This is a genomic window from Sphingopyxis chilensis, from assembly GCF_035930445.1.
Lineage (GTDB): Bacteria > Pseudomonadota > Alphaproteobacteria > Sphingomonadales > Sphingomonadaceae > Sphingopyxis > Sphingopyxis chilensis.
Genome location: NZ_CP142394.1, coordinates 2,478,545 through 2,503,156 on the forward strand (window position 1 = coordinate 2,478,545; position 24,612 = coordinate 2,503,156).

At 63.3% G+C, this 24,612-nt stretch carries 23 protein-coding genes; 16 read left to right on the forward strand and 7 right to left on the reverse strand.

Annotated elements, in window-relative coordinates:
* Nucleotides 1-15 precede the first annotated feature (15 nt).
* Nucleotides 16-918 (reverse strand): hydroxymethylglutaryl-CoA lyase, encoded by a 903-nt coding sequence (locus tag VSX79_RS11490; protein ID WP_326913400.1) that lies wholly within the window; start codon nucleotides 916-918, stop codon nucleotides 16-18.
* 118 nt (nucleotides 919-1,036) lie between these two features.
* Here VSX79_RS11490 and VSX79_RS11495 point away from each other — a divergent pair, with 118 nt between their 5' ends.
* Entirely contained in the window at nucleotides 1,037-2,200 is a 1,164-nt protein-coding gene (locus VSX79_RS11495; protein ID WP_326913401.1) for a CaiB/BaiF CoA transferase family protein, read from the forward strand.
* Nucleotides 2,201-2,204: 4 nt separating this feature from the next.
* Entirely contained in the window at nucleotides 2,205-2,909 is a 705-nt protein-coding gene (locus VSX79_RS11500) for a glutathione S-transferase family protein (protein ID WP_326913402.1), read from the forward strand.
* Nucleotides 2,910-2,913: 4 nt separating this feature from the next.
* Here the strand turns inward: VSX79_RS11500 and VSX79_RS11505 are convergent, their stop codons facing one another.
* Nucleotides 2,914-3,804: a LysR family transcriptional regulator gene (locus tag VSX79_RS11505; RefSeq protein ID WP_326913403.1), complete on the reverse strand. Its 891-nt coding sequence runs from the start codon at nucleotides 3,802-3,804 to the stop codon at nucleotides 2,914-2,916.
* 149 nt (nucleotides 3,805-3,953) lie between these two features.
* On the opposite strand from VSX79_RS11505, the gene VSX79_RS11510 reads away from it, so the two are divergent.
* The gene (locus VSX79_RS11510; RefSeq protein ID WP_326913404.1) at nucleotides 3,954-4,607 is read left to right on the forward strand and encodes a hydrolase; all 654 of its coding nucleotides are present in this window, start codon (nucleotides 3,954-3,956) and stop codon (nucleotides 4,605-4,607) included.
* A gap of 55 nt (nucleotides 4,608-4,662) precedes the next feature.
* Here VSX79_RS11510 and VSX79_RS11515 read toward each other — a convergent pair whose 3' ends face one another.
* Nucleotides 4,663-5,388, reverse strand: a complete 726-nt coding sequence (locus VSX79_RS11515; RefSeq protein WP_179495309.1) for a glutathione binding-like protein — start codon at nucleotides 5,386-5,388, stop codon at nucleotides 4,663-4,665.
* Nucleotide 5,389: 1 nt separating this feature from the next.
* Nucleotides 5,390-5,896: a DUF3237 domain-containing protein gene (locus tag VSX79_RS11520; RefSeq protein WP_326913405.1), complete on the reverse strand. Its 507-nt coding sequence runs from the start codon at nucleotides 5,894-5,896 to the stop codon at nucleotides 5,390-5,392.
* A gap of 123 nt (nucleotides 5,897-6,019) precedes the next feature.
* Between VSX79_RS11520 and VSX79_RS11525 the strand changes: the two genes are divergently transcribed.
* The 3 genes from VSX79_RS11525 to VSX79_RS11535 are packed head-to-tail and all read left to right on the forward strand — an operon-like array spanning nucleotide 6,020 to nucleotide 9,488.
* Nucleotides 6,020-8,272, forward strand: a complete 2,253-nt coding sequence (locus tag VSX79_RS11525; protein WP_326913406.1) for a TonB-dependent receptor — start codon at nucleotides 6,020-6,022, stop codon at nucleotides 8,270-8,272.
* A gap of 11 nt (nucleotides 8,273-8,283) precedes the next feature.
* Nucleotides 8,284-8,781, forward strand: a complete 498-nt coding sequence (locus VSX79_RS11530) for a nuclear transport factor 2 family protein (protein ID WP_179495306.1) — start codon at nucleotides 8,284-8,286, stop codon at nucleotides 8,779-8,781.
* Nucleotides 8,778-9,488 (forward strand): glutathione binding-like protein, encoded by a 711-nt coding sequence (locus VSX79_RS11535; RefSeq protein WP_326913407.1) that lies wholly within the window; start codon nucleotides 8,778-8,780, stop codon nucleotides 9,486-9,488. The genes VSX79_RS11530 and VSX79_RS11535 overlap by 4 nt, the downstream gene beginning before the upstream one ends.
* Nucleotides 9,489-9,601: 113 nt before the next feature.
* Here the strand turns inward: VSX79_RS11535 and VSX79_RS11540 are convergent, their stop codons facing one another.
* Nucleotides 9,602-10,369: an SDR family NAD(P)-dependent oxidoreductase gene (locus VSX79_RS11540; RefSeq protein WP_179495302.1), complete on the reverse strand. Its 768-nt coding sequence runs from the start codon at nucleotides 10,367-10,369 to the stop codon at nucleotides 9,602-9,604.
* Between the two features lie 108 nt (nucleotides 10,370-10,477).
* Here VSX79_RS11540 and VSX79_RS11545 point away from each other — a divergent pair, with 108 nt between their 5' ends.
* The 9 genes from VSX79_RS11545 (at nucleotide 10,478) to VSX79_RS11585 (ending at nucleotide 17,889) form a co-directional block, all read left to right on the forward strand.
* The gene (locus VSX79_RS11545) at nucleotides 10,478-11,773 is read left to right on the forward strand and encodes a spinster family MFS transporter (protein WP_179495300.1); all 1,296 of its coding nucleotides are present in this window, start codon (nucleotides 10,478-10,480) and stop codon (nucleotides 11,771-11,773) included.
* On the forward strand, nucleotides 11,770-12,657 hold the full coding sequence (locus tag VSX79_RS11550; protein ID WP_326913408.1) for an SDR family NAD(P)-dependent oxidoreductase: 888 nt from the start codon (nucleotides 11,770-11,772) through the stop codon (nucleotides 12,655-12,657). Before VSX79_RS11545 ends, VSX79_RS11550 begins: the two co-directional genes overlap by 4 nt.
* Nucleotides 12,658-12,667: 10 nt before the next feature.
* Nucleotides 12,668-13,063, forward strand: a complete 396-nt coding sequence (locus tag VSX79_RS11555; RefSeq protein ID WP_326913409.1) for a nuclear transport factor 2 family protein — start codon at nucleotides 12,668-12,670, stop codon at nucleotides 13,061-13,063.
* A gap of 140 nt (nucleotides 13,064-13,203) precedes the next feature.
* On the forward strand, nucleotides 13,204-13,851 hold the full coding sequence (locus VSX79_RS11560; protein ID WP_179495294.1) for a carboxymuconolactone decarboxylase family protein: 648 nt from the start codon (nucleotides 13,204-13,206) through the stop codon (nucleotides 13,849-13,851).
* Nucleotides 13,851-14,762, forward strand: a complete 912-nt coding sequence (locus VSX79_RS11565; RefSeq protein ID WP_179495292.1) for an SMP-30/gluconolactonase/LRE family protein — start codon at nucleotides 13,851-13,853, stop codon at nucleotides 14,760-14,762. The genes VSX79_RS11560 and VSX79_RS11565 overlap by 1 nt, the downstream gene beginning before the upstream one ends.
* 47 nt (nucleotides 14,763-14,809) lie before the next feature.
* On the forward strand, nucleotides 14,810-15,427 hold the full coding sequence (locus VSX79_RS11570) for a glutathione S-transferase family protein (protein ID WP_326913410.1): 618 nt from the start codon (nucleotides 14,810-14,812) through the stop codon (nucleotides 15,425-15,427).
* Between the two features lie 18 nt (nucleotides 15,428-15,445).
* Nucleotides 15,446-16,039 (forward strand): VOC family protein, encoded by a 594-nt coding sequence (locus VSX79_RS11575; protein WP_326913411.1) that lies wholly within the window; start codon nucleotides 15,446-15,448, stop codon nucleotides 16,037-16,039.
* 270 nt (nucleotides 16,040-16,309) lie between these two features.
* Nucleotides 16,310-16,780, forward strand: coding sequence for a DUF2269 family protein (locus VSX79_RS11580; RefSeq protein WP_179495286.1), 471 nt, complete (start codon nucleotides 16,310-16,312; stop codon nucleotides 16,778-16,780).
* The gene (locus VSX79_RS11585) at nucleotides 16,774-17,889 is read left to right on the forward strand and encodes a saccharopine dehydrogenase family protein (protein WP_179495284.1); all 1,116 of its coding nucleotides are present in this window, start codon (nucleotides 16,774-16,776) and stop codon (nucleotides 17,887-17,889) included. The genes VSX79_RS11580 and VSX79_RS11585 overlap by 7 nt, the downstream gene beginning before the upstream one ends.
* A 109-nt stretch (nucleotides 17,890-17,998) precedes the next feature.
* On the opposite strand, the gene VSX79_RS11590 is transcribed toward VSX79_RS11585, so the two are convergent.
* Nucleotides 17,999-18,571 carry an Lrp/AsnC family transcriptional regulator gene (locus VSX79_RS11590; protein ID WP_179495282.1) on the reverse strand — a complete coding sequence of 191 codons (573 nt, stop codon included), beginning with the start codon at nucleotides 18,569-18,571 and terminating at the stop codon, nucleotides 17,999-18,001.
* A 49-nt stretch (nucleotides 18,572-18,620) separates the two neighbouring features.
* The gene (locus tag VSX79_RS11595; protein WP_326913412.1) at nucleotides 18,621-21,089 is read right to left on the reverse strand and encodes a zinc-dependent metalloprotease; all 2,469 of its coding nucleotides are present in this window, start codon (nucleotides 21,087-21,089) and stop codon (nucleotides 18,621-18,623) included.
* Between the two features lie 738 nt (nucleotides 21,090-21,827).
* On the opposite strand from VSX79_RS11595, the gene VSX79_RS11600 reads away from it, so the two are divergent.
* Nucleotides 21,828-24,596, forward strand: a complete 2,769-nt coding sequence (locus tag VSX79_RS11600) for a TonB-dependent receptor plug domain-containing protein (RefSeq protein ID WP_326913413.1) — start codon at nucleotides 21,828-21,830, stop codon at nucleotides 24,594-24,596.
* The last annotated feature ends 16 nt before the right edge of the window (nucleotides 24,597-24,612 follow it).

Here is a 24,612-nt window from a genome sequence, read left to right on the forward strand (position 1 = left end):
TTAGGCGACACCGCTCTAGGGAAAGACGGGCGCCCTGCTGACCATTGCCGGCAAGGGGCGCCCCATTACGCCGGTGAGCCAGTCGGCCGCTTCGACGACCTTCGACAAATCCACACCCGTCGCGACCCCGCTCCGTTCGAGCATATAGACGACGTCCTCGGTCGCGACATTGCCTGCCGCGCCGGGCGCGAAGGGACAGCCGCCGAGCCCGCCGAGCGACGCGTCGACAGTCGCCGCCCCCTCGTTCACCGCCGCCCAGACATTGGCGATGCCGGTGCCGCGCGTGTTATGAAAATGGACGCGCACGGGGAGTTCCCCGACCGCCTCGCGCACGCAGCCGACCATTTCCGAAACCTGCGCGGGCGCCCCGACGCCGATCGTGTCGGCGAGCGCGATTTCGCGCGGGTCCGCGTCGGCGGCGCGCTTCGCCATATCGACGACGCGCTCGATCGCGACGCGCCCCTCAAACGGACAGCCGAAGGCGGTGGCGATGGTGATCTGGCCGCTGCGCCCCACCTCCCGCGCGAATGCGACGATCTCCATCGCCGCCGCGAGCGATTCGTCGGAGCTTTGGCCCTGATTGCGAATGCCGAAACTGTCGCTCGTCACGCAAACCGCACCGAGTTCGTCGATGCGCCCGGTCGCGAGCGCGCGCTCGGCACCGCGCCGGTTGAGGACGAGCCCGATATAGGTCACATCGTCGCGCTCGGGCAGCATCGCGACGAGGTCCTCGGCGTCGGCAAGCTGCGGCACCTTCTTCGGATTGACGAAGCTCGTCACCTCGATGCGACGCACGCCATACTCGATCGCACGGCGGACGAGTTCGAGCTTGTCGGCGGTGGAAACGATCGCCGCTTCATTCTGGAGCCCATCGCGCGGGCCGACCTCTACCAGTTCCACCACCTTATTTTTCAACATCTTGCGCCTTCGACATCCCGAGTCATTTAGCAGGTTGAAAATTACATAGCATTCTAAGTATACAAAGGCCATCGACGAAGCAGGCCGTCTTACCAGAGTCGGCCGCGAAAGGAATGATATGAGCGAGACGGGCAGCGGGGGCGCGCTGGAAGGCATCAGGGTGGTCGAGATGGGGCAGCTCATCGCCGGCCCCTTCTGCGGACAGCTGCTCGGCGACATGGGTGCCGAAATCGTCAAGCTCGAACCGCCGGTGACCGGCGACCAGATGCGCAACTGGGGTCAGGGCGACAAGCCGAGCTGGTGGCGCGTGATCGCGCGCAACAAATATTCGGTAGCGGTCGATCTGCGGTCCGAAGAAGGCCAGGCGCTGGCACGCGAGCTGATCGCGAAGGCGGATATATTGATCGAGAATTTCCGTCCCGGCACGCTCGAGAAGTGGAATCTCGATCCCGCCGAACTCCGCACGGCGAACCCCGGGCTGATCGTCGTGCGCGTGTCGGGCTATGGTCAGACCGGCCCTTACTCCACGCGCGCCGGCTTCGGCGGTATCGGGGAGGCAATGGGTGGCTGGCGCGGTATCGTCGGCTATCCCGACCTGCCGCCCGCGCGCATGGGCGTGTCGATCGGCGACACGCTCGCCGCGACTTACGGCTGCGTGGGGGCGCTCGCAGCGCTCCATCACCGCAGCAAGACCGGCGAAGGACAGATCGTCGATTCCGCCCTCTATGAGGCGGTGCTGCAGGTCATGGAATCGACCGTGTCCGACTATTCGGCGAGCGGCACCAAGCGTCGGCGCACCGGATCGACCTTGCCCGGCATCGCGCCCTCGAACGTCTATCCGTGCCGCGACGGCGAATATCTGATCGGCGCCAATCAGGACGGCGTCTTCGCGCGGCTCGCCGCCGCCATGGGGCGGTCTGAGCTTGCGCACGACGAACGCTATGCCACGCACCGCGCGCGCGGTGTGCGGCAGGAGGAACTCGACGCGCTGATCGGCGAATGGACGAGGACGCTGACGATCGAGGAACTCGAAGCGAAGATGGTCGAAGCCGGCGTGCCCGCAGGCCGCGTCTTCGACGCCGAAGACATGATGGCCGACCCGCATTTCGCCGCGCGCGATGCCTTGGTGACGGTCGCCGACGAAGAATTGGGCGAAGTCACCATGCAGGGTGTCTTCCCCAAGCTGTCAGCCACGCCGGGCAGCGTTCGCCGCCCTGCCCCGCTGACGGTTGGACAGGATAGCGCAGACGTCCTGAAACGATGGCTCGGACGGGAGGCTTGAGGCGATGATCACCCTCTACGGCGGCCCGACCCCCAATGCGCGCAAGATCGCGATCGCGCTCCTCGAAATGGAGCTCGACTGGCGGCTCGAATATATCGACATCCTTGCGGGCGACCAGCTGACCCCCGAATTCCTCGCGCTCAACCCGAACAACAAGACGCCGGTGATCGTCGATGATCAAGGACCCGGCGGCGAGCGGTTCATACTGTGGGAAACCGGCGCGATCCTGCTCTATCTCGCCGAAAAGACCGGGCGCTTCCTGCCCTCCGACCCGGTAAAGCGCGCGATCTGCTGGCAATGGCTGACGTTCCAGCTATCGGGCGTCGGCCCGATGTTCGGGCAGGAGGCACATTTCACCCACTATGCCAAGGACCGGCACGAATATGCGATCGAACGGTACAGCCGCGAGGTCGACCGGCTGATGATGGTGATCGACAAAAGACTGGGCGAGGCCGAATGGCTGGCCGGCCACGACTATACCATCGCCGACATGGCCACCCTGCCCTATCTCCGCCGCCAGCTGATCGAGAAGGCCGGGCGCTTCCCCCATGTCGAGCGCTGGGGCGCCGCCATGCTCGAACGGCCAGCGGTCGCCGAGGGGATGAAGGTCGGCGTCGCGCGCGCCGAGACGATCGAGGGCGGGCTCACCGGCTTCACCGACGAACATCGCGCGATCCTATGGGGCGACCGCCAGCACGCGACACGTTGAGCGGCTATGCAAACCCCGCCAGCGCCGGCGTCTGTTCATAATATTCGATGAGCAGTTCGGTGAGTTCCCGTATCTTTCGCGCGGGGTGCTGGCTGGGCGGGCGGACGACATAAACACCCGCGGGCGGCGGAAGATGCCGCGTCATGACGGGGACGAGCGCGCCCGAGGCCACATAGTCATGCGACAGGCCGTCGGGGAGATAGGCAACCCCGAGTCCGGCCACCGCCGCCGCGATCAACGCCGTCCCGTTGTCCGCCTTGAAACGCCCCTGCGGACGGACCGTTACGACCCTGTCGCCGTCGATGAGCTGCCAGCTTTCGGTGCCCTGCATCAGCGCCTGATGGGCGACGAGCTCATCGGGCGTCTCGGGCGCACCATGCGCTTCGATATAGGCCGGGCTGGCGAGCAACCGTCCGTACATCGGGCCGATACGGCGCGCGATCAGGTTGGAGTCCTGCAGATAGCCGACGCGGATCGCGCAATCATAACCCTCCGCGATCAGATCGACGAACCGGTCGGTGTAACAGGTCTGGAGATGAAGCCGCGGATGGCGGCGCGCCATTTTGGCAAGCACGGGCGCGAAATGGGTCGGGCCGAAAGTCAGAGGCGCCGAAACCCGCAAGCGGCCGCGCAGTTCGCCCGCGGGAAGAATGGTTTCCCTCGCCACGTCGATCTCGGCGCCGGCTCTGGCGGCATGGTCGCGGAAGATGGCGCCCGCTTCGGTCAGCGCGGCGCCGCGCGTCGATCGCGCGAGCAATTGGACGCCCAGCTCCGCCTCGAGCCGCGATAGCCGCCGACTGACGATCGATTTGGAAACACCCAGCCGACGCGCGGCGGGCGACACGCCCCCGGCGTCGGCCACTTCCACAAAGGTGCGCAGGTCATCGATATCCAATAGCCGTTCCTCATTCCGCGACGCTGTGTGGCAGATGGCGACACTACCGGATCGGCTTGGGGAACGGCAATACCCGTGTGCAGGCCATGTCGCAGAGAGCGCGGGCCTGCCGGCACAATGCCTTACTCTATCGACAGCAAGGGATAATCATGACCTTTCGCAACGGCCTCGCGTCGCTCCTTCGCCCCGAGGATTCGGTCCTCGTCCTGATCGATCACCAGCCCTATCAGCTGGCGAACCTCAACAGCCACGATCCGCACGCGGTGGTCAATAATTCGGCCGCCCTCGCGAAAACCGCGAAGGCGTTCGGCGTCCCCACCATCCTGACCAGCGTGGTCGCCGATCGCGGCGGCCTTATCTTTCCCCAGATCACCGATCTGTTCCCCGGCCAGGAAGTGATCGACCGCACCTTCATCAACACATGGGAAGACCGGAAGGTGGTCGACGCGGTGAAGGCGACGGGCCGCAAGCAGCTGATCATCGCGGGCCTGTGGACCGAGATCTGCGTCGCGATGCCGGTTATCCAGGCGCTCGGCGAAGGCTGGGACGTCACGGTCATCACCGATGCGTCGGGCGGGACATCGATCGAGGCGCATGAGGCTGCGATCCAGCGCATGATCGCAGCGGGCGCGAACATGATGACGTGGCTTGCCCTCGCGGCGGAATGGCAGCGCGACTGGGCGCGGACCGAACATGCCGCCGAACTGACCGACGTCCTCATCCAGCACGCCGCGGGCAGCGGCATCGCCTATCTGTGGGAACAGCAACTGCTCAACACGCCTGTGCCCGACGCGGCCGGCTGATCCGTTGGTGCCGGGATTCGCCGATCCCGGCACCCTCTCGCGCGCGCCGTCGCCTTCAGTCGCCCTTCACCGCTGCGTGATTTGCGGCGCCGAACATGTTCGACCACTCCTTCTCGTCGAGCGTCTGGTGGCGGCCGATATATTTCTCGGGCGCCTTCAGGTCCTCGCGCGCTATCGCGCGCGCGACGGCGGGGCGTTCGCGGATGCGTTCGAACCATCTGTGCATCGCCGGCCATTCGTCGAGCCCCATGCCCATCACGAACGCCGATGCGCGGCCAGGCCAGATCGCCATATCGGCGATGCTGTATTCGTCGCCGGCGACATAGGCGCTCTTGTCCAGCCGCTTTTCGAGCACGGTGAGCAGGCGCTTCAATTCCTTGGTATAACGCTCGACGGCATAATCCTGCCCCGCCGGGGCATAGCGCAGGAAGTGACTCGCCTGCCCGCCCATCGGCCCGAGCCCGGCGACCTGCCACGTCAGCCACGACAGCGTCGCCGCGCGCGCCGCGCCCGATGCCGGCAGGAAACGCCCGCCCTTTTCGGCCAGATATTGCAGAATCGCTCCCGACTCAAATACCGTCACGGGATCGCCGCCACCCGCCGGAGCAAGATCGACGATCGCGGGCAATTTGTGGTTCGGATTGATACGGCCGAACGATGAGGCGAGCTGATCGCCGTTGAAAATGTCATAGGGGATGACGCGATACGGCTCGCCGATTTCCTCAAGCATGATCGCGACCTTCTGTCCGTTCGGGGTCGCCGAATAATGCAGGTCGATCATCTCAAAGCACCTCGTGGATCACATGGCGGACCCCGAAATCGGTGCGCGCGCCCACGCCCACGGCGAGCACGCCGTTGAGCCAGCCATATTTCGCGCTCGCGGTTTCGAACACCGGCGCGATTCGCAGATAGTATCTTGACGCCTCGGCGTCGGGCACCTCCGGATCGACAAAGGTCGCGCGGACATCGTCGGGAATTATATTGCGCCCTGTATAGCTCAGATAAATGAGGTCGCCGTCGTCCGTCTGCCACACCGCGCGGGCATCGAAAGTGCCGACCGAAGCGTCGTCACCCAGCCGCCCGCTGCGTGACCAGTTGCCGCCGCCGGGCAATACTATCCCGTTGATACGCGGACCGAAAAAGCGACCACCGCTGATATATCCCAACCGCTGATCGCCGAACGGCGAGGCACCGATGCCGATGATACCGCCGCCTACGTCGAACTCGACGGTGCACAGATGGCGCGTCGCCAGCGCGGTGGGTTCAGCGCGCGAATTTTCTTCGTCCATGATGCGAATCCTCTTCCTGCCTATGGACAAGTATAAAACCATTAGTATACTAAGGGTCAATCAGATTGACGGATCGGAAGGCTTTCCGGGACCGCAACAAACAAGCTCTATGGGAGGGTGACAATGAAGGCTCGTAACCAGTTTCTGCTGTCCGGCGCCGCGGGAATCGCGATGCTCGCGGGTGCCGCACCGGCGTTCGCGCAGGCGGCGCCCGCCGACGCGGCGGAGATCGATGACAGCAACACCAACGAAATCATCGTCACCGCGCAAAAACGCGAGCAGAGCTTGCAGGACGTGCCGATCTCGATGGAGGTCGTGAGCGGCGCCAAGCTCGCCGAATTCAACACCAGCGACATCAAGGCGGTGATGAACTACACGCCGAACGTCTTCGTCCAGTCGACCGCGGGCAACGACGTCATCTATATCCGTGGTTTCGGCTCGCCGCCGGCGAACTTCGCCTTCGACCAGTCGGTCTCCCTCTACGTCGACGGCATCTATGCCGGTCGCAATCGCCAGGCGCAGGCGCCCTTCTTCGATCTCGAACGCGTCGAAGTGCTGCGCGGGCCGCAGGGTGCGCTGTTCGGCAAGAACACCGCGGCCGGCGCGGTCAGCGTCGTGTCGGCGGGGCCGACGAAGGATTTCGAGGGCGCGATTACCGGCCTTTACAATTTCGACCACAAGGGCACCGATTTCTCGGGCTATCTGTCGGGGCCGATCTCCGACACGCTCGGCGCGCGCTTCGCGTACAAGATCGTCAACCAGGACGGCTATATCTACAACCGCGCGAAGGATCACGACGATCCCGAGATCAGGTCGCAGCTGTTGCGCCTGACGCTGAAGTGGGAGCCGTCGGCGAATTTCGATTACACGGCGAAGGTCGAGTACGGAAACCGCGAAGTCATCGGCGGCATCACCGTGTCGAGCCCGCTGACCAGCGACCAGGATCCGCAGACCAATCGCTATCTCGAACGCTCGGCGCTCGGCGACGAGGGGAACGACAATAAGTCGGTGATGATCTCGGGCGTTGGCAACCTCGCGCTCGGCGATTTCACGCTGACCTCGGTCACCGGCTACAGCTGGTTCAAGTCGAAGATCGTCAACGGCTTCGATCAGACGATCCCGAACAGCGGCGGCGCGTTTACCGCCAATTCGGTCTACAACGCCTTCCCCGAACGCTTCGACCAATTCTCGCAGGAAATCCGCATCCTGTCGCCGACGGGCCGAACCTTCGAATTCGTAGCGGGCGCCTATTACGACAAATCCAACTATCAGCTGGAGCAATTTCAGGGCTTCAACATCCCCAACCTCAATATCCCCGGCGTGTTCACCGGCCCCTATTTCGGCCGCATCGACAGCATCTTCAACCAGGATGCCGAAAGCTGGTCGGTGTTCGGGCAGGGAACGTTCAACGCCACCGACGCGCTGCGCGTGATCGGCAGCCTGCGCTATAGCCACACCAAGAAGGACGGCGATTTCGCGTCGCGACTGGTTTACGGGCCCTTCGCCATACGCCCGATTTCAAGCGCCGAAGGCTCGATCAGCGAAGGCAATGTCGATCCGTCGGTGACGGTGCAATATGACGTCGCGTCGCGCGTCATGCTCTATGCGACATGGGGCCGCGGGTCGAAATCGGGCGGTTTCGTCTCGAACACGCTCGGCACCGTCGACAGCACCTTCACCTTCGAACCCGAGCAGTCCGAAAATTTCGAAGCGGGCGTCAAGTCGACGCTGTTCGACGGCAAGGTCGTCGCGAACGTCTCCGCCTATCACACCAAGTTCAAGGATCTCCAGGTTTCGGTCTATCAGCCCGCGACCTCGAGCTATTTGACCGGCAACGCCGCCGCCGCGACATCGAAGGGCGTCGAAGGGTCGCTGAGCATCTTCCCGATCGACAATTTCGACATCAGCGCGTCGGCCGCCTATTCGGATATCAAATATGACGATTATCCGGGCGCGGCCTGCCTCGCGTCGCAACCCGCGACCTGCACCCCGGCGACGAACAACCTGGCCGGCTATCCGGTCGCCTACGCGTCGAAATGGACAGGCAGCGTAACCGCGCACGCGCGCTTCGACATGTCAGACGATATGAAGCTCGACATCACCGGCGTCGCCGCCGGCCGTTCGAAATATTTCAACTCGGACAACCAGAGCCCGATCTTCGGGGTTCAGAACGGCTATGTGAAACTCGACCTTCGCGTCCAGCTCGCCGATCAGGACGACAGTTGGCACCTCGCGCTGGTCGGCAAGAATCTGACCAACCAGAAAACGATCGGCAGCGCGTTCAACCTGCCGGCGCCGATCACACCCGTTCCGCGCGCGATCCTCTATCTGGAGCCCACCCGCAACATTTCGATCGAGGCGGGGATCAAGTTCTAGGGTCGGATACGATGTCCCAGGGATCGGCCGCGGCCCAGGCTTTCCTCGACAGGGAAGCGGCGGCCGCGGTCGTGACCTGTTACGCGACCGCGCTCGATGCACGCGACTGGGACGCGTATCGCGCGCTCTTCACCGACGAGATCGCGGTCGACTATGGTTCGATCGGGTCGCTCGTCGCGACGGTGCCCGCCGACGAATGGACGGACCGTTGCAGGACGCTCGAAGGCTTCGACGCGACCGCGCACCAACTGCACAATGTTATCGCGACCATCGACGGCGACCGCGCGACGGTGACAAGCATCGTCGATGCCGTCCACGTCGTCGGGGTCGAGGACCGCGCGCTGCTCGGCGACCTGATCGGGCGCTACACGCACCGGCTGGTGCGGCGGGACGGGTGGAAGATCGCGGGCGTGACGCTGACCGTCGTCGCCTATCCTGCCGGGAAAGAGGCGTTCGAGACCGCTTTCGCCGCCGCGCGCGCCATTTTCTCCGAAGGAAACACCGCATGATCGACGTCTATTTCACGCCCACGCCGAACGGCCACAAGGTTTCGATCATGCTCGAAGAGGTGGGCCTGTCGCACCGGCTCATCGCGATGAACATGCTCGAGGGCGATCACCTGACCCCCGAATATCGCCGCATCAACCCGAACGGCCGCCTGCCCGCGATCGTCGATCATGAGCCCGTGGGCGGCGGCGCGCCGCTCCCGGTGTTCGAGAGCGGCGCGATCCTGCTCTATCTCGCCGAAAAGAGCGGTCAGCTGCTTCCCGAAAGCCCGCGTCGCCGTAGCCAAGCGCAGCAATGGCTGATGTGGCAGATGGCAAGCTTTGGCCCGATGCAGGGTCAGGCGCATCATTTCATCCGCTATGCGCCCGAAGGGCAGACCTATCCGGTCGAACGTTATCGCAACGAGACGCTGCGCTTGCTTCATGTCCTCAATGGCCGCCTTAGCGAAGCCGACTATCTCGCCGAGGAATATAGCATCGCCGACATCGCGTGCTGGCCCTGGACGCGTGCGATCCGTGCGATCGGGCTGACGCTGGATGATTATCCCGCCGTCGCCGACTGGTTCGCGCGCATCGGCGAGCGGCCTGCGGTGACGGCGGGAACCGACGTCAAGAACGCCGCGAACCTGTCGAGCGCGCGCCCGGTGCTGACCGAGGAGCAGTGGTCGAATCTGTTCGGCAAGAATATGCTGGAAGCTCCGACGCGTTAGTCACACTCGTCATTGCGAGGAGCGAAGCGACGCGGCAATCCCCAGTTCGCGGCCATAGGCTGAGTTCGTTGGCTGGAGGTTGCTTCGCTTCGCTCGCAATGACGATGGTGCGATCATAGCGTATCGACGTGCCCCCACTGATATTCGACCTTCCCGCCCAAGCGCCGCACCGCGACCCAGTCGCCGCCCGCAAGGCTGTCGTCCTCGATCAGCGCCATCACCCCGCCCGCGATATCGTCGGGCGCGCATGCCTCGTTGTTCGCGAGCACTTGTTCCATCCATTCCGATTTGCCGCCGGCCCCCGTCGTGTCGAGGATCGGCGTGTCGACCAGCCCCGGCAGCATGCCGGCGACGCGGACGTTGCATTCCCCCTTGAGCGGCGCGCAGCAGCGCGTGAACATCATCACCGCCGCCTTGGTCGTCGCATACATCGCGTCGTAAAATCCGGCGCCGAGCGCGACGGTCGAGACGGTATTGACGATCACCCCGCCGCCGCGCGCCTTCATCTTCTGCACCGCCACCTGCGTCGCGGCGACGAGCGAGGTGACATTGACGTCGATGATCCAGCGGATGCGCGCCGCATCGACATCGGGAAACTGCGGCAGGCCCGACACGACGCCGGCGTTATTGTGAAGGATATCGACATCGCCATGCGCCTGGAACCAGGCTTCGACCGCCGGAACGTCGGAAAGGTCGAGGATATGCGTCGTCACGCGCGCGCCCTTTGCCGCGACGAGGCGCGCCGTTTCGGCAAGCGCGTCCTCCTTCACATCGACCAGCCTGATCTCCGCCGCGCCGCGCGCCGCCAGCATCACCGCGGTCGCACGGCCGATGCCGCCTGCAGAGCCCGTCACGATGGCGGTCTTGCCGTTGATATCCATCTCTTCTCTCCCATTGATCTGGTCGTTACCGTAAAGCACATTGACAGATAAACTTAAATATCTAAGTATTTTTCGGACGAGAAGACTCGCGCGTTTTTGGGGAGAGTTATGACCGAGGCCACCGCCTTCAGTGCAGGCACCGCAGCGCCGGGCAACGGCCATGCGCTCCGCCGCAACGTCGCGCTCGCGATGCTGTTCGTCGTCGGCACGATCAACTTCGTCGATCGCCAGCTCCTGTCGGTGCTTGTCGAGCCGATCCGCGCCGAGATGAATTTCAGCGACACGCAATTCGGCCTGCTCACCGGCTTCGCCTTCGCGCTGTTCTACGCCGCCGCCGGCGTGCCGGTCGCGATGGTCGCCGACCGCTGGAACCGGGTGAAGCTGATCGGAATTGCTTGCGTCGTGTGGAGCGGTTTCACCGCCGCCTGCGGCATGGTCTCGAACTTCTGGCAACTCGCGCTGATGCGCTTTGGCGTCGGCGCGGGCGAGGCAGGCGGAACGGCACCGTCGCTCTCGGTCATCGCGGATTATTATCCTCCGGCGCAGCGGCCTTTCGCGATCGGTGCCTTTACCTGCAACGGCCCGTTCGGCGTATTCGTCGGCGCCACCTTCGGGGCATGGGCGGCGGCGAATATCGGCTGGCGCAACGCGTTTGTCGTCATCGGGATCGTCGGCATATTGATCGCGCCCTTGTTGATCTGGCTCGTGCGCGAGCCCGCGCGGGGCCAGATGGACACACATAAGCCCGCCGACGAAGCCCTGCCCTTCAGCCAGAGCCTCGCCATGTTCATCCGCCGCCCCTCGCTGCGCATGGTGATGATCGGCAGCGGGCTCGCCGCCTTCGTCAGCTATGGCATGCTCAACTGGATTCCCGCCTTCCTGATGCGGACCCAGAAGATGCCACTCGACGCGATGGCAACATATTTCGGCCCGGCCGCCGGTATCACCTTCGGCGTCGGCATCCTCGGCGGCGGCTGGCTCGTCAGCCACCGGGCGAAACGGTCGGCACGCGCCTATGGTTCGATCCCCGCGCTCGCAACGCTGGTGCTGATCCCGACCTTCATCGCCGCGCTGCTCGTCGACAGCTGGCAGCTGTCGCTCGCCCTCATGCTGGTCCCGATGGCGGCGTGCACCGCCTATGTCGCGCCCGCCTTGGCTCTGGTGCAGAATTTGACGCCGCCGCGCAGCCGGGCGACCGCCGCCGCCGTGCTGATGCTGATGTTCAACATCGTGGGCCTCGGCCTCGGCCCGCTGTTCGCCGGGATCGTCAGCGACAGCCTGAAGCCCGGATATGGCGACGACAGTCTCAGGTGGGCGCTGATGGCGCTGATGCCCTTCGCCGCCGCCGCAGGCCTCGCGCAGTTTCGCATGACCCGCTACCTTGAGAAGGATTTCGCCGAATGACCAGCGTCGCGGGCAAGACTGCGTTCATCACCGGCGGAGCGAGCGGGCTTGGGTTCGCCACCGCCAAGGCGCTGGCTGCCAAGGGCGCATCGGTCATCCTCGCCGATATCGATGGCACAGGCGCCGAAACTGCGGCGGCACAACTGCAAAGCGAAGGCGCGAAGGCTCTCGGCCTCCGGCTCGACGTGACGAGCGAGGAAAGCTGGGCCGCAGCGGGAGAAGCGGCACGCGATTTCGGTGCCGTCCGCATCCTGTTCAGTAACGCCGGCGTCGGCGGCGGGTCGGGGCCGTTCGAGGAATATGACACCGACGTCTGGCGCTGGAACTATGCGGTCAACGCGCACGCGCATCTTTATGCCTGTCGCACCTTTCTCGGCGACATGAAGGCGAGCGGCGAACCGAGCCATCTCGTCATCACCTCGTCGATGGTCGCGATCGTGCCGCCGCCGATTTCGGTCGCCTATATCAGCTCCAAATACGCCACGCTCGGTATCGCGATGGCGCTCCGCAACGAACTCGCCGAAAGCTGCGTCGATATCTCGGTGCTGATGCCCGGCATGTCCGCGACGCGGATCGTCGAGACGACGCTCGACCTGCGCCCAGTCGAAAACGAGCTCGGCAAGGCGGCGGCGACAAGCCAGGCGATGCAGGGTGTGCTCGCCGGTGGCATGGACCCTGCAAAAGTCGGTGCGCGCGTCGTGCAGGCGATCGAAACCGGCGAATATTGGATCTTCACCCACCCCGAATGGAAGGCGATGGCCGAGCTGGTGACGCAGGACATGCTTTCTTCCTTCGGCCCCTCCGCCGACCCGGAATACCGGGGCGACGACATCGATGGGCTGATCGCGGCCAACGGCGGTCGCATGTTCGGCGCGAAAGCTTAAGGAGAGCATCATGGCAGAGCAGGACGACATTCGCGCGATGGCCCAGCGCTTTTTCGACGCGATCGAAGCGGGCGACATCGAAACGATGCGCGAAAGCTTCACGCCCGATGCCGAGATCTGGCACAATACCGACGAGCTGATCGTCACGCGCGACGACACGGCGCAGACGCTGACCGGCATGGTCGCGCGGATCAAGGATCGCAAATATGCCGACCGGCGGCTCACCACCTTTCCCGGCGGCTTCGTCCAGCAGCATGTATTGACGGGCAAACGCGTCCACGACGATGGAGAGGTCCGCCTGCCCTGCGCGATTGTGTGCAAGGTCGAGAATGGCAAGATCACGCGGCTCGACGAGTATTTCGACAGCGCGCACGTCGCCGAATTCCGCAAATTCGCGGCGGCGTGATGATGAGGTTCGTCATTGCAAGCGGAGCGAAGCAATCTCCAGCTATCGGTCTAGCGCTGGACCGATAGCTGGAGATTGCCGCGTCGCCTTCGGCTCCTCGCAATGACGAAGGTTCGAGTATAATTTTTCAGGAGTATCCCATGCCCGTCCTGCGCCAGGTGCCCCGCTCGGAGGTCACCGACGAGACCGTCCTCGCTTACTACAACCGCCTGTTCGGCGACCGCGACCCCGTTGCCGAACCCGGCACCGCGACGGGCACCCCCGGCGACTGGTGGACGGTGTTCGCGCTGTCCCCTGACATCTTTGAACATGCGGTCAAAGGCTTTGCCGTTTACCGCAACCCGGCGCGCACGATCGATCCGGTGCTGCGCGAACTCGGCCAGACGCGCGCGGGCTGGGTCAAGGGCAGCCAGTTCGTCTTCTCGCAGCATTGCAAGTCGCTCCGCGGCCTTGGCGTCAGCGAAGAGAAGATCGCCGCCATCGCACACTGGACCGTTGCCGACTGCTACAACGATCAGGAACGCGCCGTGCTCGCCTATGCCGACTGCCTGAGCCAGGCCGGCGGACGCGTGCCGCTCGAGATATTCGACAAGCTCAAGAGTTTCTGGAACGATGAGCAGATTTTCGAATTCACCTACATCACATGTCTGTACGACATGCACGCGGTGATCACCCGCGCGCTGCGCATGGAATATGACGCGCGCGAGGATCCGATCGTCGAGATCGCGGCGCCCGAGGGCTTCAGCGCCGCCGACTTCCTCAGCGCGCCGCGCCCCGCCCAAGGGTGATGGATTATGGCGTGCCCGAGGCCGTCGCGACGGGCCTTCGCTTTCCCGAAGGTCCGGTGCCGATGGCGGACGGATCGGTGCTGCTCGTCGAGATCGCGCGCGGGACGCTGACGCGCGTTGCGGAGGACGGCAGCCTGACGGTCGTCGCCGAACTTGGCGGCGGGCCGAACGGGCTCGCGATCGGCCCCGATGGCGCGGCCTATGTCTGCAACAATGGCGGGTTCGAGTGGATCGATGCGGGCAGTCTGCTCTTTCCCGGCCATGCCGCGCACGCTGAGGCGTGCGGGTCGATCCAGCGCGTCGACCTGATCACCGGCGCGGTGACGACGCTCTATGACGGTTTCGAAGGCGAGCGGCTCAAGGGACCGAACGACATCGTCTTCGACGCTGACGGCGGCTTCTGGTTCACCGATCATGGACAGGTGCGCGACACCGGCCGAGACCATGGCGCCGTCTATTATGCGGCGGCCGACGGATCGAAGATCAGCCGCCAGCGCGCCGACATGATGGGGCCGAACGGAATCGGCCTCTCGCCGGGCGGCACGACACTGTACGTCAGCGAGACAATGACGGCGCGCGTCTGGGCGATGGACATCTTGGCACCCGGCACCCTCGCGCCGCCGCCGCCCTGGGCGCCCGGCCGCTTCGTCGGCACCCCGCCCGCCTTTCGCCTGCTCGACAGCATGGCGATCGAGGAAAGCGGACGCATCTGCGTCGGCACGATGGTCGAAGGCGGGATCACCGTCTTCGATCCCGACGGCGGCGGTTCGGAATTCGTGCCGTTGCCCGATGTCGGGATCACGAACATCGCCTTCGGCGGCGCAGACCGGCGCGACGCCTATATTACGGGATCGACGACCGGCACGCTCTATCGCGTCCGCTGGCCGCGCCCCGGGTTAACCGTCAACTAAATTGACGATTGATCCGGATGATGATAAAAGGATCGGGAGAGGACAGGATGAAATTCTATACCAGCGTCGGCCCCAACCCGCGCGTCGTGAAGTTGTTCATGGCCGAAAAGGGTATCGAGATCCCGGAGGTCACCGTTGACCTGCGCGGTGGCGAGAACCGGCGCGCACCCTATAATGTCGAGGTGAACCCCGCCGGACAGACGCCCGCGCTCGAACTCGACGACGGCGGTTTCCTTTGCGAAGTCACGGCGATCTGCGAATATCTCGACGAGCGTTTTCCCGATCGCACGTTGATCGGCTCGACCCCCGAGGAGCGCGCGAACACCCGCATGTGGACGCGCCGTATCGACCTCAAGATTTGCGAGCCGCTGACCAACGGCTTCCGTTTCGCAGAGGGGCTACCGCTGTTCGAGCAGCGGCTGCGCTGCCTGCCCGAAGCTGCCGAGGGGCTGAAGGCTACCGCACAGGATGGCATCAAATGGCTCGATCCGCTGATCGCGGGGCGGGGCTATGTTGCGGGCGACACGCTGTCCCTCGCCGACATCATGCTGTTCGCCTTCCTCGATTTCGGTGCGTCGGTCGGTCAGCCGATCGACCCCGCCAATACGAATATTCTCGGCTGGTACGAGCGGATGAAAAGCCGCCCCAGCGCCACCGCAAGCTGAACGACAAGGAGATGGATGATGGCTGCAGAAAATAGCGAGTTCGAATTCTGCGGGGTCAATCACCTCGCACTCGTGTGCAAGGACATGGCGAAAACGGTCGAATTTTACCGCGATACGCTCGGCATGCCGCTGACCAAGACCATCGACCTGCCCGGCGGGCGCGGCCAGCATTTCTTCTTCGACATCGGCAATGGCGACAGCCTCGCCTTCTTCTGGTTCCCCGAAGCGCCCGAAGCGGTTCCCGGCATCTCGGCCCCCGCGGCGCTGCCGACGCAGGGCAGCTTCGTATCGGCGCACGGGTCGATGAACCATATCGCGATCAACGTCCGCGCCGACAAGTTCGACGAATATTACAACCGCCTGGTCGAGAAGGGCATCAACGTCAGCAAGGTGCTGAACCACGATGATAGCCCGATGCAGTCGACCGACGAACTCCACCCCGGAGTCTTCGTGCGTTCGGTCTATTTCTTCGACCCCGACGGCGTCTGCCTCGAATTCGCCGCATGGACCAAAACCTTCGACGAAAGCGACGTCGCGCACGACCCGGTGCAGGCCGACGGCACCAAGCGCGAAGGCCTCATCACCGGTCGCACCCCGGTGCCCGCCGAATAGACAGTCCCGAAAACACCATGCTGAACTCCTCCTGGACCCGGTCTTTGGCCGGGTTCTTTTTTGGCGATGGTGGGTTCCGACCGATAGCGGAATGGTAGTTTCAGATTGCCCGGCACTCGAGAGCTGCCATTCCTCTTGCACACTTTCGGGGCAACTGCCGCCCACAATGCTGCGCTTCACGGATGAGGCGTAGTCGCCCCGAAAAATTGAACGATCCCCACATCTCTTGTAGCTCTAGCGGCGCATCGTGCAGTGCGGTAGCGACATTCCATGGATCTCTATTCCCTCGTCAAAACGTTGCATATTGTAAGTGCGACGATCGTGTTCGGAACGGGGATCGGCATCGCCAATTTCATGTTCTTCGGAAGTCGCAGCCGCGTTCCGGTCGAACGCGCCTTTGCCGCACGCATGACGGTGAAGGCGGATTTCCTCTTCACCCTACCTGCCGTGATCGTCCAGCCGCTGACCGGCGTATGGCTGGTGTGGCAGGGCGGCTTCCTGTGGGACGATTATTGGCTGGTCGTCACCTATGGTCTCTATCTGCTGGCGGCGCTGTGCTGGGTGCCCGTTGTCTTCATCCAGATACGCATGAAGGTGATGATGGAAGCGCACGCGCGAGGCGAGGCAATTGACGAAGCCGCCTACGAGCGGCTGTTTCGCAAATGGTTCGTGCTGGGCTGGCCCGCTTTCGGCGGACTGGTCGTCATCTTCTGGCTGATGGTGACCAAGCCCACATGGTAGCGCGCATCCTGATCATCGGCGGCTATGGCAATTTCGGCACATATATCGCGCGGACCCTTGCCAATGACGAGAGCATCCGCCTGCTGATCGGTGGACGATCGGCGGACAAGGCACATGCGTTTTCGGCATCGCTCGAAGCCGCCAATGCCGCCGAAGGTCATGCGATCGACATTGATGGCGATCTCACCGAAGCGTTGGGTCGTATCGCGCCCGACATTGTCATCCACACCACCGGACCTTTTCAGACGCAGGATCATCGCGTCGCAAGGGCATGCATCGCGCAGGGCTGTCATTATCTCGATCTCGCCGATGCTCGGGAGTTCGTGGCGACGATCGACCGGCTCGATGCCGAGGCGAAGGCGAAGGATGTGCTGGTCGTTAGTGGTGCCAGCTCCGTCCCCTGTCTGACCGCAGCCGTGATTGACGCCTATCTCCCGTCCTTCGGACGGCTGAAGGCTGTCGATTATGGGATCAGCGCGGCGCAACACACCAATCGAGGTCTGGCAACAACCTCCGCTGTGCTGAGCTATGTCGGCAAGCCGATCGAGATGCTGCGCGATGGTGCGATGAAAACCGTCTATGGCTGGGAAGATACGCATGCCGTCCGTTACCCTGGTCTTGGCACCCGTCTATTCGGCAACTGCGATATCCCCGACCTGACACTGTTTCCCCAACGCTATCCCACGCTCCGATCGATGCGCTTTTGCGCCGGGCATGAGTTGAAGGCTCTCCATATCGGCACGCGTATGTTGGGCGTGCTAGTACGGTTGCGGGTGATCGGATCGCTCAGCGACCATGCCGGATCGCTGCTCAAACTCGCTTTCGCATTCGACCGGTTCGGGTCCGGGCGAAGTGGCTTCCACATGTTCATGAGCGGCCTAGGTCATGACGGCAACCCGCTGGAGCGACGCTTCTGGATTGTCGCGAGGTCGGGCCACGGGCCCTACATTCCTTGCATGCCGGCGATCCTGCTGGCCCGGCAGTTGGCAAGAGAGAGGGTTAGGAAACCCGGCGCAAGGCCCTGTGTCGATCTGATTGATCTCGACAGCTATCTTGCGGCGCTGTCAGATCTCGATATCGAGATCAATCGAGACGACATCGAAGCCTGAGGTCTCAAAGCAACCGTTCAGCTATCGCAATGATCCGACGGTTTCCGATTTCGAGGACGGAAAATCACCCCTTCGGGAGCCCTTCAATTCAACCTCAAGCCGAAGAACATTACGGGCGCGACTGCAAGATTGCCGGCGCGATCTGACGATTCGCGACTTCACGCAATACAAAGCTGCTGCGGATGCGGGCGACGTGCGGCAGGACCGACAATTCCTTGCGATAAATCATATCGTAATCCTCGAGCGACTGGACGTTCAGGATCATCAGAAAGTCGGTGTCGCCCGAGACGAAGGCGCAAAAACGCATCGAAGGGCTCTGCAATACGGCCCGTTCGAAATCCTGCAGGACATTTTCGGCCTGCGATACCAGCTCGATCGAGACTACCACGAGCGTACCATATCCCAGAGATCGCACGTCGAGATTCGCCGAATAATGGGTGATGTAGCCGGTTTCCTCCAGAATCTTGCGTCGTCGCGCCACCGCTGTGCTGGAAAGGTGCACATTGTCGCCCAGCCATACATCCGATGCGCGCCCTTCGGCGACGAGGGCACGCATCAGACGAAAGTCGGTATCGTCAAGCTCGTGCTGGACGGGACGGCTTCGCGCCGAATCGAGCCAGTTCGGTCGGCCGGGCGGCAGATCCATATTGCTTTGCACCCCTTTTTTTGATTTCAAGGCCATAATGGCTAAAGCCTCCGGAATTTCAAACGAAAGAGGAGAAAAGGATCAATTAATTCGATAGCAGCCCGTCAAACCACCCGGTATCGCCAATCGGCATACCCGCCGGAATGTCGGGTCTGGGCCGGCTTTGCTTGCCGATTTCAGCCTCGATCCGCTTGGGATCCGACAGCGTGCTTGCCATCGACAGCAGCCACAATCCTTCCTCGCTTTTCCGCTGCGTATTGGCGAAGCCGCTCGCAATCTCCTTGATGAAACCATCGAGCACCGCCCCCACATCGGCCGGAGTCGCCGGATCGCGCGAAGCGGCTGCGATCGCCAGCAATGTCGTCTGCGAGACGCGCCGCTCGACGACATGGTCGTGCGCACCGATAACCGGCCGCAGCTTGTCGAGCAGTGCCATCACCCCGGGCTGTGCCGGATCATAGCCATGCTGGATGTGCAGGCGCGTCAGGCGCGCCGGCGCGAGCAGGCTGTCGAGCGTGACTTGCGCCGCCACCTGAGCGGCCACCAGCGGATCGAAGACCGCCGATCCGGCGCCGAGGAACAGTTCGGGCGCCATTTCGGCATCGCGGCGGGCACTCGTTCCACTCGACAGCATCATCGACAGCGCAGCCGGCACCGTCAGTTCACGCTCGGAAAGGCTCGCCACCATCGCGTCGATCGCGGCGATTTGCTCCTGCGCCGGAACCGGGCTCGGCGCCGGCTTGCCATCGCCGACCACGGCGTAATCGTAGCGCACACCGCCCACCAGCTTGCCGGTGGCGTCGATCGAATAGCGATGGAACAGCCAGATCGGCACGAACTTGCGGCGCAGGTTCGCAAGCGGTTCTCCCGGCTGCAACACATTCGGGCCGAAGGTCTGTAAGGCGATGCGGCGTACCGCCATCGTATGCGCGAGGTCAGCGGGCGTGTCCTGCCCCTCGGTCCACATATTCACGCCCGGGACCGCCAGATCCGCGGCGCGGCCGTCGATGTCGGTCCCAAAGGCGATTCCCGCCCTCTGCGCCGCGTCGGCCTTGGCCGTGGCATCGGCGTCGGGATCGGCACCGGGCGCAGGCTGGCCATAGAGCCAATCGACGGTGAACTTGTCCCAATTGCCGATACCGGACGCATAGGCATCGCTCAGGTCCAGCTTGCCATTATCGATGAGGACCTTCGGCCCTGGATAGTCCATCACCGAGGCGCGGTCCTGCAGGCTGGCCTTGAAATTATGCACGAAGCCGAGCGAATGGCCGACTTCATGCGCGCCGAGCTGGCTGATGCGCGACAGCGCCGCGCGCACCGGATCGTTCGAGCCACCGCTGCCATTTTGCGCGGTTCCGACTAGCCCTTCAAAGATCGTGATGTCCTGCCGCACGCGCAGCGCGCCCAACACCACATTGCCCTTGATGATCTCTCCGGTCCGGGGATCGATGACACCCCCGCCATAGGACCAACTGCGATTCTGCCGGTCGGTCCAGTTGACCATATTGTATCGCACGTCCTGCGGGTCGGCGCCGGGCGGCAGGGTTTCAACCTTGAAGGCATCGATAAAGCCGGCTGCGTCGAAGGCGTCGGCCCACCAGCGGACGCCATCGGCGAGCGCGGTGCGGAGCGGCTCGGGGGCGGCGCTGTCGATGTAGAAGATGATCGGTTTTTTCACCGTCGAACGCGCGGCGGTCGGGTCCGTTTTTTCCAGGCGGAAACGGTTGGCATATTCGACCAACATTGGCGAGCCAAGCGGCGTGCCATAGTCATAGATCTGCGTCGCGTGCGCCCCCGAGCGGATGTCGAACCGGCGGGGCACATATCCAGGTTCGGGCAAGGCCACCAACGAGGAGTGGACGGTAAAGCTGACCGCGCGGCCGTCGGGCGCCAGCGTGTCGAGTTCGCGCCCTGCCGTGTCGGCGACGAAGGTCTGCACCGTTTCCAATTCGATGTTGCGCGGGAAGACCTTGACCGATCCCGTATCGACCGCGCTGAGCTTTTCCGAAAGCTTGTAACCCTTGGCCTCTGCCCCGATCGCCCCGGCCAAGTCCATCGCGTCCGTCATCAAAAATGGAGTCAAATCGACCTTGACCGGGCCTGCGACGGGGGCATCACCGACGATTTCAAGCATAGCGACCGTGCTGAACGGAAAGCTGGCGCGCGCGCCTTTGGCAACGCCCGCGTCCCCGGTCGCACGGTAGCGCGGGTTTTCGAAAACCACCGCGACCTTGCCGCCCAAACGCCGGAAAGCGAGCACCTTGGTGTCGCCCTGCATACCGCGGTCGATGCGGATCGCAGCGGAACCCAGCCCGGTCTTGATCGCCTGCGTGAACAAATAGCGACCCGAAACGCCATCCGCGTCGGACGCGGGCAGGACCAGCAGAACCTTGCCCGTCTGCGCGTCCACTTCCACCGGCAACAACGCGCCGTCGGGCGAGGCGGTCACGCGAACGGGCGCGGCAAGTACCGCGGTTCCCGGTGCCAGCCCCAGCGCGGTTGCCGCGAAGAGCAGCTGCTTGGCCAAGCGCTTGTTACGCAATGTATTCGTCATAGGAATTGGACCCCTGTTCCTGGACCGATCGGCGGCAACAACGCATCGGGATGACACGAAGAGACTTGGCGAGACTAACAGATATCAAAGAGCAGCATCCCCGAACTTATCGGTCGGCAAAAGGCTTTATGTGATGAATTCCGGCGCGATAGGCGTGACTTGTGCAGAAATTCCATTTCATCCTGATTGGCTGCGTTGGCTTTGAGTGCGCAATCGGGGTGCTGCGCCGCATTTTCGAATCACTCAGCACAGCGTTGATCGTAAATTGCGCCTCCAGCCGGAGTCGCACATGATTTTTATGCAGATATGGCTTTTGAAGACAGAATCAGTCATCATTTGACCCGATATGCTTGATCTTTCGTGAGATCGCCCACCCGCTTCCCGCTAGGATCGCCAGTGTCCGGCAAGGAGCACCGAAGGCCACGGGCCAACGGGCACTTCCGGCAAATGGTCCTCGCAATTACTGCGGGGGTGGGTCGAAACGATGGGAAAACAGCGGGGCGGATTCCGCTGACCGGCGCCTCGCCGGTGTGACCAAGCTCGTACCTTCCATTTTCATGGGGTGGGACGCCTACGGCAGACAAGGTTCAGGCCGCAGGGAGCTTAACGATGCATGGGGTCACGTATAAAAGCACGACAGACGGGGCGCGGACTTCAACCGCAAGAGACAAATCGCGAATAGCGACCATCAAGATACTGCTGGCTTCGGCGGCGCCGTTGCTCTCGGTCGCGCCGACCATGGCACAGGAAATACCGGCACCCATCGACGAGATCGCCGAGGACCCGACGAGCAGCATCGTCGTTACCGGTTCGCGCATCGTGCGCGACGGCTATAGTGCGCCGACCCCTGTCGCTGTCTTGGGTGAAGCCGATATCGCGGCACAATCGCCGGCCAACATCTCCGATTTCGTCAACCAGTTGCCCGCGATTGCCGGAAGCGGCACTTCGGGCACCGCATCTGGCGGCCTTTCCAATGCCGCTGCGGGCATCAATTCGATCGGCCTGCGGGGTCTCGGCGTCGGACGCACGCTGGTCCTCGTCGATGGCCAACGCTCGGTCGCTTCCAGCGTGGGCGGCACGGTCGACATCAACACGATCCCGCAGGATCTGGTCAAGCGCGTCGAGGTCATCACCGGCGGCGCCTCGGCCGCTTATGGTTCGGACGCGGTGGGCGGCGTCGTCAACTTCATCCTCGACACCGACTTCGATGGCGTGAAACTTTCCGCCGACACAGGTATCTCGACCTATGGCGACGCCTTCAACTACCGCCTCTCGGGGACAGCCGGCTTCTCGCTGCTCGACGACCGGCTGCACCTTCTGACCAACGTCTCGTGGTTTCATCAGGACCGCAAGGAAGGAATCGACCGCGACTGGAACGACAGCGGCTATTTCCAGATCAACAACCCGGCCTATGACGGCACCAACGGCCAGCCCCAACGCCTGGTCGGCGGCGGGATCGGTCCGTCCGGTTATACGACGGGGGGCCTGATCTCCAGCGGCCCGCTGCGCGGCACCTACTTCCTCGGCGAAGGTCAGACCGCGCAGCTGACCTATGGGACGATCGCCGGCCCGTGGATGATCGGCGGCGATTGGCAGACGACGCTTGCCGGTCACGTCGGCACGAACACGCTGGTGCCGCTGGACGAACGCCTGAGCCTGTTCCAGCGCGTGGGTTTCGACGTGACGCCCGATATCGAGATCTTCGGCCAATTCTCCTATAACCGCTCGGTCAGTGCCAGCTCTTACCAGCAGACGCCGAGCACCGGCGTTTCGATCCTCGCGGACAATGCCTATCTTCTCAGCCAATACCCGACGATAGCCGCGCAGATGGCCACGCAGAATCTGGCCTCTATCACGATCGGTACCTCCAACGCGGGCTTCCCGATTCCGGGCAGCAACAACAAACGCGAGGTGTATCGCTTCGTCGCCGGCGCGAAGGGCAGCGTCGGCCTGTTCGGATCGTCGATGTCGTGGGACGCCTATTACCAAAAGGGCGTGACCAAAACGCGCGAAGAGCTGACCAATACCTGGTTCAACGCGCGCATGGCGCTGGCGCAGGACGCCGTCTTCGCGGCCGATGGCAGCATCGTGTGCCGCTCCACCCTGACCCACCCGGCCAACGGATGCGTCCCGATCGATCGCCTTGGCACGGAAGGGCCGTCGCAGGAGGCGCTCGACTATATCTACTACGACGGATTCCAGCCGTTGCGTTACCAGACAATCAAGCAGGATGTCGCGGCCGCCACCATTTCGGGCAGTCTCTTCACGCTCCCGGCCGGCGACGTCGCCTTTGCAACGGGCGCCGAGTGGCGCCGCGAGCAGATCGACGGCGAAGTGGACCCGGTCCATAACTCCGGCTGGCTCTATGGCAATTACCGCGTCAACCAAGGCAAGTATGACGTCTATGAGGGCTTCCTCGAACTCTCCATCCCGATATTCGACGGAATGAACCTGGATGCCGCCGCGCGTGGCACCCATTATTCGACGTCAGGCTGGGTCGGCACGTGGAAGGTCGGGGCCAGTTATCAGATATTCGACGCCCTGCGTCTGCGCGGCAACATCAGTCACGATATCCGCGCGCCGAACCTCGACGAACTGTTTGCCGCGGGGACCGCGCGTACCAACTCGGTCATCATCCCGGCCGGCGCAAACGCCCCGGTCACCGGATCGCAGCAATTTGTCCAGAACGCCTTCGGCAACCCGGACCTCAAGCCTGAGGTAGCTGACGGCTGGACAGTTGGCGCCATCTTCACACCGTCGTTCCTGCCGGGCTTCAGCGCATCTTTCGACTATTATTCGATCGATATCGACGACGCGATCGGTTCGGTAACGGCGCAGCAGACGGTCGATCTATGTTATGATCAGGGCATCGCGGCCTACTGCCCCAACATCAAGTTCGTGAACGGTGCGCTCAGCACGATCGACCTGACGCCGATCAACTTTTCGACCCAGAAGACCCGCGGCTTCGACATCGAGGCGAGCTACTCCACGCCGGTCGGTCCGGGCAATCTGCGACTGCACGGCCAGGCGACGCACTATATCAAGAATGTGATCGACGACGGCATCAGTTTCCCCGTCGACTATGCCGGGGTGCTTTCGGCGGGAACCTATAGCTCGCCCGACTGGGCCTACCGCCTGAGTGCCTTCTATGAGATCGATCCCGTCACCATAAACCTGGTCGCGCGCGGCTTCACCAGCGGAGTCTATGGCAACGACTGGATCGCGTGCGACGACGACTGCCCCGCCAGCACGTCGCAGTTCCGCACGATCAACAACAACCACATCGATGGCGCCACCTATTTCGATGCGTCGATCGACTTCGAGTTCGAGGCGATGGCCGGCACAGGCCACCTCACTTTCATCGTGAACAACCTGCTCGACAAGGAGCCCGTCCTGGTCGGCAACGGGCCCGACGGCAACAATGTGCCCGCCTATGCGCAGACCAACCGCAGTCGCTTCGACGTCGTCGGCCGGTCGTTCCGCGTGGCCGCCAAGATCGAATTCTGAACGAGAAGAAAGGATT